The organism is Marinobacter sp. LV10MA510-1 (genome assembly GCF_002563885.1).
Classification (GTDB): Bacteria; Pseudomonadota; Gammaproteobacteria; order Pseudomonadales; family Oleiphilaceae; genus Marinobacter.
In genome coordinates, this window is record NZ_PDJA01000001.1 from 3,543,059 (window position 1) to 3,554,935 (window position 11,877).

The following is an 11,877-nucleotide window of genomic DNA, read 5'->3' on the forward strand; positions in this document are numbered from 1 at the left end:
GAATAGCAGCGCCAGCAATGTTTCGCGACGAACCGGGCGCAACTGAATCAGCGAATAAACAGTTTGTATATCAGCTTGTGGGCAACACCGCCGTGGGGTGGGTACACCACTTTGCCGCTGTTAAGCTTCTGCTTGGTAAAAATTCCACGCTGATGGCTGAAGGTAAGAAACCCTTCTTTGCCGTGATAATGCCCCATTCCGGAATCGCCTATGCCACCGAATGGCAGGTCGTCTTGCGCTACGTGCATCAACGCGTCGTTTATGCACATGCCGCCGGAGTGGGTGTTGGCCACGACTTTTTGCTGTTCTTCCTGGTTGTAACCGAAGTAATACAGGGCCAGCGGGCGCGGGCGATCGTTAATAAAAAGCAGAGCGTCGTCCAGCGTTTCGTAAGCCACAACAGGCAGAATGGGGCCGAATATTTCTTCCTGCATTACCCGCATGTCCGCCGTTGTGTTCAATAATAATGTCAGCGGTAATTTGTGGCTGGCGGCATCCAGAATTTCGTTAGCCGGGTTGATCTCGACAAGTTCCGCGCCTTTGCTGCGGGCGTCGTCCAGATAACCCTGCAGGCGCTGGTACTGGCGTTGGTTGATAATCGCCGTGTAGTCGGTGTTGTCCCGCAGTGAAGGGTACATCGCGCTGAACTGTTTACGGTATTCCTCAACAAAAGCAGCCACTCTGTCAGCCGGGCAAAGCACATAATCTGGTGCTACGCAGGTTTGGCCAGCGTTGAATGCTTTGCCAAAGGCAATCCGCTGGGCTGCATCTGCAAGCGGCACGTCGGTTGCGACAATTGCCGGTGACTTGCCGCCCAATTCCAGGGTGACCGGTGTCAGGTTTTTGGCCGCGGCCTGCATCACCAACTTGCCTACCGAGGTTGAACCGGTGAACAGCAAATGGTTGAACGGCCGCTCGGAGAAGTCCGCAGCGACCTTGGCGTCCCCCAAAATAACGGCTACCTGATCTTCATCGAAGGTGGCTTCCACCAGCTCTTTCATCAACGCCGAGGTGTGCGGGGTAAACTCCGACATTTTCACCATGGTGCGGTTGCCCGCGGCCAGCGACGCTACCAAAGGCCCGATGGCCAGGTAAAGCGGGTAGTTCCAGGGCACAATCACCCCCACCACACCTTTAGGCTGGTAATGCACCTGATTGGTGGCGGGGCGGAACAGCATGGATACGTGGCGCTTAGACGGTTTCATCCAGCCGTCGAGGTGCTTCAGAGTGTAGTTGATGCCCTGCACAGACGGCATAATTTCGGCAATCAGGGTTTCATCTTTCGAACGGCAGCCAAAGTCTTTGTCAATGGCCGCTATGAGCAGGTCTTGCCAGCTCAGCAGCGCCTGCTTCAATCGATTCAGATTGTCGCGGCGCTCGTCTGCTGTCGGCATGGGCTGGGCGCGAAACGCTTGCTGCTGTTTTTGGAAAACGGCGTGGGTATATCCAATTTGCTCGGCGCTATTCTCTGCCGGGTTTTCCGTGTCTGCTGCCATACTGTTGGTGTTCTTTGCAGCGGCGGTTGCGCCCATTAGAAAGACTCCCTGTGTGTCAGTGCAAAACGCACTTTGGTTGCGTTAAAATTCATTATTAGAGTATATACTCTAGTGAGTCAAGCGGCGTAAACAGACGCGCCTGCTGCATCCGCTGACGCTTGCGTGAGCGTTGATTTTTCGATTTTTGGCGACTTTATGAAAACCCGAGACCGAATTCTGCAGACCAGTCTGCAGCTGTTTAACCAAAGTGGTGAACGCGCCATAAGCACCAACCACATTGCAGCAGAACTGGCGATTTCGCCTGGCAATCTTTACTACCACTTCCGCAACAAGGCCGATATTGTTTACGAGCTGTTTCTAGCCTATCAGCAGCAGGTTGATTATTACCTGGCCGCACCCGGCAGTCAGCCTTTGGTTCTGGCAGACCTGGCCTGGTATCTGGAGGCGGTGTTTGACGGTTTGTGGCAATACCGGTTTTTCCACCGCGATCTGGAATCGCTGCTGGATGCAGATCCGCGCCTAAGGGCCGGCTACGGCGATTTTACCGGCCGTTGCCTAAACGCGATCAACGGTATTTTTAGCCAGCTCGCCAGCGGAGGCATTATTACGCCGCGTCCCGAGCCGCTGCGGTCCGCCATGGCGCTGAATGTCTGGCTGGTGATTACCAACTGGATGGCTTATCTAAAAACCGTTCACGCCACCGAAGAGTCAGCGGTATTATCGCTGGCAGAGTTGAAGCAGGGTATTTATCAGGTGTTGACGCTGGAACTGCCCCATGTGACTCCGGAATATCGCGAACCGGTACTGGCACTGCGGGAAACTTATCGCCCGGGAACTTTTTGCCAGACAGCGCATCCAAGTTTGTAACATGGGGAATCCGGACGTTTCCCGTGTTTGTTTGGAAGCTCAAGGAAGGTGCTTTCAGGTTTTAGCACGTCGCAAACCCTGACGTTGGCCGGCCTGAATTATTTTAGGCCGGCTTTTTTCATGTCTGGCTTGGGTTGAAGGCGTGGGTTATTATTACGCAGTAACCTACGGCTCTTCAGCAGTGGCTTCCGGCTCTGCTTCCAGCCACTGAGTCAGCGCCTGGCGGCATTCATCCAGGCCGGTTTTGTTGCTGGACGAGAACATGACCAGATGTTGCACGCAGCTGAATTCGGCCAGCTTCTGGCGAATGCCCAGCATGGCCGTTTTAGCCTGGCCAAATTTCAGTTTGTCGGATTTTGTCGCCAGAATCATCAGCGGCATGTCGTTGTGCTGGCACCATTGCACCATTGTTTGGTCGAATTCGGTCAAGGGGTGGCGAATATCCATGACCAGCACCAAACCGCGCAGGCAGCGGCGATCGTTCAGATAATGGCCCAAGTGGGTTTGCCAGTCGTCTTTCATGTCACGGGACACTCTGGCGTAACCGTAACCGGGCAAATCTACTAGCCTGGCGTTTTCCCGGTTTAGTGAAAAAAAGTTGATTAGCCGGGTGCGCCCGGGGGTTTTGCTGGTTCGCGCCAGTTTGCCGTTTACGGTGATGGTGTTCAGTGCGCTGGACTTGCCGGCGTTAGAGCGGCCGGCAAAGGCGACTTCTGCGCCAATATCCGCCGGGCATTCGTTCAGCTTCGACGCGCTGACCATAAATCGGGCACTATTGAAAGACAGGCTTTTTTGAGTCAGATCAGAGTCCACGGCTGTTGGCTTTCCTTTCGATTTCAGTTAGCAGGGATTAATGTATAATGCTACACCAATTCCGGGCGGTGCGCTTGACGTGTCCGCAGTTTCAGCCCCGGTATTGTGCCTGAGCGGTCCAGTCCTTACGGCTGTACAACCAAGAATATTTTAAGATGAGAGAAGCGGAGCGAGCATGAAGAAACTGATCGCAGGATTTGTTCTCAGTGTCGGCCTTACAGCGATGGCGCACGGGGCAGGAGATCCTCAAGCAGGTGAACAGAACGCAGCAGCATGCCAGGCCTGTCATGGCCAAGGCGGCGCCAACCCTATAATGGGCGTTTACCCGAAAATTTCGGGTTTGGGTGAAAAATATTTGCACAACCAATTGGTTGCCATTCAGAAAGACGAACGTGTCATTGTTGAAATGACCGGCCAGCTAACGGGAAAGTCCGATCAGGATCTGCAAGATCTTGCGGCCTATTTTGACGGCCAGGAGATGGGCGTAAACCAGGCTGATCCAGATTTGGTCGAGCAGGGTCAGGCTTTGTATCGCGGCGGTAATATGGCATCGGGTGTTCCATCCTGTGCCGGCTGTCACAGCCCGCAAGGGCACGGTAACGAGCCTGCCGGTTACCCGGCACTGGGTGGCCAGAATGCGGAATACGTGGCCAAGCAATTGCTTGCCTATCGTAATGGTACGCGTGCCAACGGCGCTAACGCGGCTATCATGATGGACATAGCGGCCAAGTTGACCGATGCTGAAATTGAAGCGGTTGCCAGCTACGTTTCCGGGCTTAACTGAGTTAGATAGTTGTTTTAGTAAAAAACCCTGCCTGAGCAGGGTTTTTTGTTATTTACCGGACAGTAACCCGGTTGGCGCTGGTGTGAATGGAACTTTTTCGCCCTCTGTGGTCATAATCCTACCTTTCGTAGTCAACAAGTCGGAGACAGTGAATGATTAAGTCAGTGATAAAGGCCGCCGTGCTGGCGGGAGCTATGGCCATTGCATTACCCGCTATGGCGGCGGAGTGGCAGCAGGGTACCCACTACAAAGTGCTGGATAGCCCCGTACGAACCGATCAGGCTGATAAAATAGAAGTCGCTGAGGTGTTCTGGTACGGCTGCCCCCACTGCTATACGTTCAAGCCGCTATCCGAAGAATACGAAAACAACGCGCCAGATTACGTTGATTACGTTCGTTTGCCGGCTGCATTGGGTAAGTCGTGGGAGCCCCACGCCTACGCATTTTATGCGCTGCAGGCTATGGGTGAACTGGACAAGGTTCACAACGCGCTGTTCGAGGCTTTGGTAGTAGAGCGCCGGCAGCTGAGCACGCAGGAAGCCCTGGCGGACTTTGTTGCCGAGCACGGTGTGGATGCGGATGAATTTCTGAAGAACTACAAGAGCTTTGGCGTGAATGCACGCATGCAGCAGGCCCAAGCCAAAATCCGCGGCGCGCGAATAACCGGAACACCGACTATGCTGGTCAATGGTAAGTACATTGTTAGCGCGTCTACCGCCGGTAGTCCGCAAGCGGCTATAGAGGTGGTTGAATACCTGGTTGCCCAGGAGCACGGCGACAGCGAATAAGCGTAAAGAGCCGTTGAGCGGGCGGCGCGTGAACCCTTAAATTATAGGTGGCTATGTATAAGCGTTTGCGCAATCAGTGGAATGATATGCGGCGCTCCGCGGGTGATGCTCGCGGCAGCTCGTCGGGTGTGGACCACGTTCCGGATTTTGCGGAAGATGGCCACATCCGGCTGCTGACGTTCAATATTCAGGTGGGCATCAGCACGTCGTCATACCGGCACTACCTGACCCGCAGCTGGCAACACGTATTGCCCCATCGTAGCCGTTTTGAAAATCTGGACCGGATTGCCACGCTGCTCAGTAACTACGACGTTATTGCGCTGCAGGAGTGCGACGGTGGCAGTTTGCGCAGTGGCCATATCAACCAGGTTCAGTACTTGGCCGAGGCTGCCGGTATACCCTATTGGTACCAGCAGCTTAACCGAAATCTGGGGCAGTTTGCCCAGCATAGTAACGGCTTGCTGAGCCGGTTTCGGCCGCTGGAGGTAAAAGAACACCGTTTGCCGGGATTGATTCCCGGCCGCGGTGTGATCGTTGCCAAGTACGGCAACCCGGAAGATCCGTTGTTGTTGGTTATGATGCACCTGTCACTGAGCAAATCGGCTCAGCAGCGGCAGCTGGGTTTTGTTAGCGACTTGATCAGCGACTATCGTCACGTGGTGCTGATGGGCGACATGAACGCCCATGCGGAGCAGCTGTTGACCAATACGCCGCTGAAGCAGACCGACTTGATTCCGTTACCGGCAAACGCTCACAGTTTTCCTAGCTGGCGCCCTGAAAAAGCGCTGGACCATATTCTGGTGAGCCCGAGCCTACAGGTTCACAGCTCCGGCGTGGTCAGTTACCCGATGTCAGATCATCTGCCCATCGCTTTGGACGTTACCCTGCCAAAACCGGATATTATATTGCCAAAAACAGATGTAACGTCGCCAGCATCATCTTAAAGTGCTTGGTAACCATAAAAAAACCCGACTCGTAAAGGTCGGGTTTTTTTATGGTTACCGGATCAATTACTTGATCTTGGCTTCCTTGTAGGTCACGTGCTTACGTACAACCGGATCGAACTTGCTCAGCTGGATTTTCTCCGGCGTGTTGCGCTTGTTCTTCATGGTGGTGTAAAAATGACCCGTACCTGCTGATGAAACCAGCTTGATTTTTTCGCGCATGATATGGCTCCTTAAAATTTCTCGCCACGGGCACGAAGATCGGCCAGTACGATGTCAATACCTTTTTTGTCGATGATGCGCATACCCTTTGTGGATACGCGCAGCTTCACGAAGCGCTTCTCGGTTTCAACCCAAAAGCGATGGCTCTGCAGATTCGGCAGAAAACGACGACGAGTGTGATTCATCGCGTGGGATACGTTGTTACCAGCAACCGGACGCTTACCGGTAACTTGACAAACTCTGGACATACTTGCCTCCGACCTTGAACTATGGTCTTAATAATCGAATTCGTTGATTGCGTCTCTGGTTGCCTAGGGGGCAATTAGAGCTTCCTGTTCGCGTCTAAAAACCGAACGTAGCTCGCCAGACGCCGCCAGAATAGGGACGCTTTTATACCAGAACTGGCAGCCCAACGCAAAAAAAATTGTTGGTAAATTGTTCAATTTCCGAGCTTGGTTAACCCAAGTCTACATCAAACCCCGTTCGGCCAGTGATATTACCTCACCGTGGCCCACAACCATATGGTCAAGAACCCTGATATCCACTAACGCCAGAGCGTCTTTAAGGCGCTTGGTCAGTGCGATGTCGGCCTGGCTGGGTTCGGCGACACCGCTTGGGTGATTGTGGGCAAATATAACCGCTGCCGCGTTGTCTTCCAGCGCCTGGCGCACCACTTCTCGCGGATATACCGCGGCGCCGTCAATGGTGCCACGGAACAGCTCGCGATAATGGATTATCCGGTGCCGGTTATCCAGAAACAGGGCGGCGAAGACTTCGTGGGGGTAAGTGCCCAGGCGGCTGGCCAGGAAACGCCGGGTATCTTCGGGGGATTTTAATGGATCGCCTTGGCGCAGAGGTTCGTCTGTTACCCGTCGTGCCATTTCCATGGCCGCCTGCATTTGCGCGTACTTGGCGGTACCCAGGCCTTTCACGCTGCAGAACTGACGGCTGGACACGGTCATAATGCTGCGCAATCCGCCAAAGGTTTCTAAAAGATACCTGGCCATTTCCATTACGGGCATACCGCGGGTGCCGGTACGCAGGAAGATGGCCAGCAGCTCTGCGTCTGACAAAGACCCTGCGCCGTGGGCCATCAAGCGCTCACGGGGGCGTTCATCAGTGGGCCATAATGCTACGAATGGCGCTGACCCTGTGTTGGCGAACGGTGCTGCGGTGCTGTCTGCGACGGCTGAAATTGCTTTGGTGGGTGGCACCCGAGTGGTCTCGGCAGAGGGTTTGACGGAACTGGATGTCGCCTGGGGATTTCTCATGATTGCATCCTTGCAAATGAAAGAGCGGCTGGCTCGAACCGCTGCTTATGGGAACTGGTTCCAGATTACTGGAAAAAAAGTACGCTGGTAAGCCGGGCGTGCTCAGCGGCGGGCTGTCTGTGGCGCTGTGGCGTGATATGTTACTGCTTTTGCAACGCATGAGGACATGCCCCTATGGCTGGCACACAAATTCTTGTTGGCGTTACCGGCGGCATCGCAACTTATAAAACAGCGGAGCTGGTGCGGCTGTTAAAAAAAGCGGGGCATTCGGTGCAGGTGGTGATGACCCGTGGCGCTGAGGCTTTTGTGACTCCGCTGACGTTTCAGGCGTTGAGCGGGCAGCCGGTGCGTACCTCGTTGCTAGACCCGGAAGCCGAGGCTGGCATGGGCCACATTGAGCTGGCGAAATGGGCGCAACGGATCATTGTGGCCCCGGCCTCGGCGGATTTTATGGCGCGTCTGGCGGCGGGCATGGCCGATGACCTGCTGGCCACGGTGTGCAGTGCTGCCGAAGTGCCCATTGCCCTGGTGCCGGCGATGAATCAGGCCATGTGGTCTAACCATCGCACCCAGCGGGTGGTGCAGTTGCTGCAAGCGGACCCCCAGATTCGCCTGTGGGGACCGGCGGAAGGCCAGCAGGCCTGCGGTGATAACGGTCCGGGGCGGATGCTGGAGCCAGAGCAGATCATGCAGGCGCTGGCTCAGGAGCAGGCGCAAATCGATAATAGCGCCGGCGGTGCGTTGGCTGGCAAGCGCCTGGTGATTACCGCTGGGCCAACCCGCGAACCTATTGACCCGGTACGCTATATCAGCAACCGAAGCTCCGGCAAAATGGGCTACGCTCTGGCCATAGCCGCGCGGGCTGCCGGTGCGGACGTTGTGCTGGTAAGCGGGCCGGTGAATCTGCCGCCGCCCGCAGGTATAGACCTGCGCTCGGTGATGACCGCAGAACAAATGCTTGAAACGACAATGGCGGCGGTTGATGAGGGCTGTGATCTGTTTATCGCCACCGCTGCGGTGGCCGATTATCGGCCGCAGGAATACGCCAGCGACAAACTCAAGAAATCCGCCGCCCAGATGACACTGGCACTGGTGCGCAACCCGGACACTCTGGCTGCCGTGGCAGCGCGGGCAGACGCGCCATTTACCGTGGGTTTTGCGGCGGAAACCAATGACGTTGCCCGTTACGCCCTCAGCAAGATGCGCCAAAAGGGCCTGGATATGATTGTGGCCAATGACGTGTCGGTGCCTGGCCTGGGCTTTAACAGCGATAACAACGCCGTCACTGTATTTACCGCTGCCGACCAGGTCCACCTTGGACCCTGTGCCAAGCAGCAGATTGCGCACGAGCTGGTGGCGCTGATTGCGCCGCGCCTGAATGCACTCCAAAATAATTCTGACCGGAAACCTTCATGACCCGCAAAAAACTTCAGATCCGTGTATTGGATGAGCGTATTGGCCAAAGCATAGCGTTTCCTGCCTATGCCACCGATGGCTCTGCGGGCCTGGATTTGCGTGCCTGTCTGTCACAGCCTCTGGTGCTGGAGCCGGGTGACACCCAGCTGATTGGTACTGGCCTGGCGATTCATATTGCAGATCCGGCTCTGGCGGCGTTGATACTCCCGCGCAGCGGCCTGGGTCACAAACACGGCATTGTACTGGGCAATTTGGTAGGCCTGATTGATTCCGACTACCAGGGCGAGTTGATGGTGTCTTGCTGGAACCGCGGTCAAACCCGGTTTACCGTTGAGCCCGGAGAGCGCCTGGCGCAGCTGGTGCTGGTACCGGTCGTGCAAGCTGAATTTGAAGTGGTTGATGAGTTTGACAGCAGCCACCGGGGTACGGGTGGATTTGGTTCAACCGGCCGCAACTAGGGTTGTTGATCGGCAGCAGCGCCCCAAGTAGCTGCTTTGCAGCTATACTTTGCGAATGAGCTTAGCAAGACCCTAGCAATCACCAGGCCCGCAAGTGAGTGTGAGCCGGAACAATGAAAAACGCAGGAAAGATCCATGAAGCTGGGCAAAAAGAAGACCCCTGACAATCAGGCCCCGGACCATTCTGAGGATGCCAAGCCCTCGATGCGGGCAAAAAAAACGTCTGTCAAATCCGATAAGGACGCAGGTTCGGCGAATCGCATGCGAACACTGGGCAGTGTTGCTCTGAGCCAGGCGTTGATTGTTGTTGTTGCTACTGCTTTGGCTTTGGCTCTGGTTTTTTTCCTGATTTTGCAGCCGGCCAGCGAGCGCCAGTTCGAGGTGACGGCCCAGGCGGCGGCAGACAACGCCGCAAGCCGGGTTAACGGCTACCTGTCACTGCTACAGCAAAGCGTGCAGGGCCTGGCAACGCAGCCGGGCCTTGTCGATGCCGTCAGCGGCGGCGGTGATCTGTCGCAGGCTGCGAAGCAGTTACAGAACAGCTTGCCGGATGTAGTCGCCGTTTATTTGTTCCCACGTCGTGCCATTCCGCGCTCGGCCACCAACGACCCGATGCTGGGCTTTGCCGGTCTGGAGCTAGCGCGCAAGGCGGAAACCGGTCGCCCGCTTTTTCCGGATGCCTTTCCCCGCGATAACCGCTGGTTCATACATTTGGCCGCGCCGGTGAAAATGTCCGGCAACAATCCCGTAGCCGGCACTTTGTTGATGGTGTTTGACGCCACCAGCCTTCAGCCCCTGTTGGTTGATGGCCAGAATAATGGCGCCTTGGCGCTGCGCCAGACCGTGTCAGAAACCACCAGCACTGTCTTAAGCCAGGGCACGGGTTTAAATCAGGGTAATGGCGGCGGAGAGCCGCGCATTGCGACCCTGAAAAACCCGGATTGGAGCATTGCGTACACGCCCGCAGGGCAAGCGCAAATGCCGGTGAACATTCTGTTGGCAGCGCTGCTGCTGGCGGTTCCGCTGCTGGCTGCAGCGATTGCGGTTTGGGTATTGCTGAGCCGCGCGCAGCGCTCGTTACGCCGAGACACCACCCTGGTTATCGAATGGGCTCACAAAGCTTACTCCGGCGAGCGCAGCAAGTTACCGGCTCTGCACTGGGATGCAGTCGCGTCGCTCGCCGAGGTGCTTTATCGATTGTCTCAGGTCGTGGAAAAGCGTATCAGCAAGGCCAGTGAGGGCGGACGCCCGGCAGCTGCGGGTAAAAAATGCCCTACGGCGGATGCTGAGCCGCTGTTCCAGGATAAAGACCTGCCCGATGTGGATATGCTTGATGGCGACGAAGACGTTCTGGGTTTTGGCGGCGTGTCTGCCGAACCGCTGTTTGGCGCTGACGCACTGCCGGATGTAGAAGAGCAGGATGAGTCACCGGCGTTGTCAGCGGATATTTTCCGTGCTTACGACATACGCGGTATTGTTGACGAAACCCTGACCGAATCCGGTGTTGAACTGATCGGCCGGGCTATTGGTTCCGAAGCCCTGGCGCGGGGCGTCAGCACGCTGTGCGTGGGTTATGACGGTCGCCATTCCAGCCCCGGACTGGCAGAGGCGGTTGCACGGGGTCTTATGGCCAGCGGGTGCAACGTAATACACGTTGGCGTAGTGCCTACCCCGGTGCTGTACTTTGCCACCCACCAGCTTGAGACAGGCTCTGGTGTGATGGTTACCGGAAGCCATAATCCGGCTAACTACAACGGCCTGAAGATCATGCTTGGCGGTGAAACCCTGTCTGGTGATGCCATTAAAACACTGCACCAGCGCATTCTGAACGGCAACTTGGCCCAGGGTAATGGCAGCCAGTCGTCGCAAGACGTAAGGCGTGCCTATCTGGATACCATTGTCGGCGACATCGCCGTTGCTGCGCCGTTGAAAGTGGTGGTTGATGCGGGTAACGGTATTGCCGGCGAGCTGGGCCCTATGCTGATTGACGAGCTGGGGTGCGACGTTATTCCACTGTATTGCGATGTTGATGGCGACTTCCCCAACCACCATCCGGATCCGGGCAAACCCGAGAATCTGCGAGACTTGATCGCCAAGGTCCAAAAGGAGGGCGCTGACTTGGGCATCGCCTTTGATGGCGATGGTGACCGGATTGGTGTGGTGACCAATCGCGGCCGCATTATCTGGCCCGACCGACTGTTGATGCTGTTTGCCCGCGATGTGGTATCGCGCAATCCCGGTGCCGACGTTTTGTACGATGTGAAATGCAGCCGCCGCCTCGCAGGGGTGATATCCCAGGCTGGCGGCCGGCCGGTTATGTGGAAAACCGGACATTCGCTGATGAAAGCCAAAATGCGGGAAACCGGCGCGTTGCTGGCCGGGGAGATGAGCGGTCACATATTTTTTGCCGAGCGCTGGTACGGTTTTGATGATGGCCTTTACGCCGCTGCGCGTTTATTGGAGATTCTCGGTATTGAAGACCGTCACAGCGACGAAGTGTTTGAGGATTTCCCCGAGGACATCAGCACGCCGGAGTTGAATATCGAGGTCACCGAAGCGTCCAAGTTCGGCATCGTTGAACGTCTGAGTGCCCAGGGTGAGTTTGGTGACGGCAGTATCAGCACGATTGACGGGGTGCGAGTGGAGTATGGCGACGGCTGGGGCCTGTGCCGGGCTTCTAATACCACACCGGCGCTGGTGCTGCGTTTTGAGGCAGAATCCGAGGAGGCGCTGGCGCGCATTAAAACCGTGTTTCGTGAGCAGCTTCGGCAAGTGGCACCAGAGCTGAAAGCCACATTCTGAACCCTCGTGGCAAAAT

At 56.1% G+C, this 11,877-nt stretch carries 12 protein-coding genes; 7 read left to right on the forward strand and 5 right to left on the reverse strand.

Going from position 1 to position 11,877, the window contains the following annotated elements; translation table 11 throughout:
* Positions 1 to 47 precede the first annotated feature (47 nt).
* Positions 48 to 1,496: a coniferyl aldehyde dehydrogenase gene (locus ATI45_RS17110; protein ID WP_218926192.1), complete on the reverse strand. Its 1,449-nt coding sequence runs from the start codon at positions 1,494 to 1,496 to the stop codon at positions 48 to 50.
* A gap of 195 nt (positions 1,497 to 1,691) precedes the next feature.
* On the opposite strand from ATI45_RS17110, the gene ATI45_RS17115 reads away from it, so the two are divergent.
* Entirely contained in the window at positions 1,692 to 2,363 is a 672-nt protein-coding gene (locus tag ATI45_RS17115) for a TetR/AcrR family transcriptional regulator (protein ID WP_228736001.1), read from the forward strand.
* Positions 2,364 to 2,528: 165 nt separating this feature from the next.
* Here the strand turns inward: ATI45_RS17115 and yihA are convergent, their stop codons facing one another.
* Complete coding sequence (yihA, locus tag ATI45_RS17120) at positions 2,529 to 3,176, reverse strand: ribosome biogenesis GTP-binding protein YihA/YsxC (RefSeq protein ID WP_098420843.1); 648 nt, start codon at positions 3,174 to 3,176, stop codon at positions 2,529 to 2,531.
* A gap of 175 nt (positions 3,177 to 3,351) precedes the next feature.
* On the opposite strand from yihA, the gene ATI45_RS17125 reads away from it, so the two are divergent.
* The 3 genes from ATI45_RS17125 to ATI45_RS17135 all read left to right on the forward strand — a co-directional run bounded on the left by ATI45_RS17125 (position 3,352) and on the right by ATI45_RS17135 (position 5,692).
* Positions 3,352 to 3,960, forward strand: coding sequence for a c-type cytochrome (locus ATI45_RS17125; RefSeq protein WP_098420844.1), 609 nt, complete (start codon positions 3,352 to 3,354; stop codon positions 3,958 to 3,960).
* Between the two features lie 152 nt (positions 3,961 to 4,112).
* Positions 4,113 to 4,748: a thiol:disulfide interchange protein DsbA/DsbL gene (locus ATI45_RS17130; RefSeq protein WP_098420845.1), complete on the forward strand. Its 636-nt coding sequence runs from the start codon at positions 4,113 to 4,115 to the stop codon at positions 4,746 to 4,748.
* Between the two features lie 53 nt (positions 4,749 to 4,801).
* Complete coding sequence (locus tag ATI45_RS17135) at positions 4,802 to 5,692, forward strand: endonuclease/exonuclease/phosphatase family protein (RefSeq protein WP_098420846.1); 891 nt, start codon at positions 4,802 to 4,804, stop codon at positions 5,690 to 5,692.
* 66 nt (positions 5,693 to 5,758) lie between these two features.
* Here the strand turns inward: ATI45_RS17135 and rpmG are convergent, their stop codons facing one another.
* The 3 genes from rpmG to radC all read right to left on the reverse strand — a co-directional run bounded on the left by rpmG (position 5,759) and on the right by radC (position 7,185).
* Positions 5,759 to 5,914 (reverse strand): 50S ribosomal protein L33, encoded by a 156-nt coding sequence (gene rpmG, locus ATI45_RS17140; RefSeq protein WP_007348364.1) that lies wholly within the window; start codon positions 5,912 to 5,914, stop codon positions 5,759 to 5,761.
* A gap of 11 nt (positions 5,915 to 5,925) precedes the next feature.
* Positions 5,926 to 6,162, reverse strand: coding sequence for a 50S ribosomal protein L28 (rpmB, locus tag ATI45_RS17145; protein WP_007348365.1), 237 nt, complete (start codon positions 6,160 to 6,162; stop codon positions 5,926 to 5,928).
* 219 nt (positions 6,163 to 6,381) lie between these two features.
* Positions 6,382 to 7,185 carry a RadC family protein gene (radC, locus tag ATI45_RS17150; RefSeq protein WP_218926155.1) on the reverse strand — a complete coding sequence of 268 codons (804 nt, stop codon included), beginning with the start codon at positions 7,183 to 7,185 and terminating at the stop codon, positions 6,382 to 6,384.
* A gap of 174 nt (positions 7,186 to 7,359) precedes the next feature.
* Here radC and coaBC point away from each other — a divergent pair, with 174 nt between their 5' ends.
* The 3 genes from coaBC to ATI45_RS23185 all read left to right on the forward strand — a co-directional run bounded on the left by coaBC (position 7,360) and on the right by ATI45_RS23185 (position 11,861).
* Positions 7,360 to 8,601 carry a bifunctional phosphopantothenoylcysteine decarboxylase/phosphopantothenate--cysteine ligase CoaBC gene (gene coaBC / locus ATI45_RS17160; RefSeq protein ID WP_098420849.1) on the forward strand — a complete coding sequence of 414 codons (1,242 nt, stop codon included), beginning with the start codon at positions 7,360 to 7,362 and terminating at the stop codon, positions 8,599 to 8,601.
* Positions 8,598 to 9,059, forward strand: a complete 462-nt coding sequence (dut, locus tag ATI45_RS17165; protein ID WP_098420850.1) for a dUTP diphosphatase — start codon at positions 8,598 to 8,600, stop codon at positions 9,057 to 9,059. Before coaBC ends, dut begins: the two co-directional genes overlap by 4 nt.
* Before the next feature lie 135 nt (positions 9,060 to 9,194).
* Positions 9,195 to 11,861 (forward strand): phosphomannomutase/phosphoglucomutase, encoded by a 2,667-nt coding sequence (locus tag ATI45_RS23185; protein WP_098420851.1) that lies wholly within the window; start codon positions 9,195 to 9,197, stop codon positions 11,859 to 11,861.
* The last annotated feature ends 16 nt before the right edge of the window (positions 11,862 to 11,877 follow it).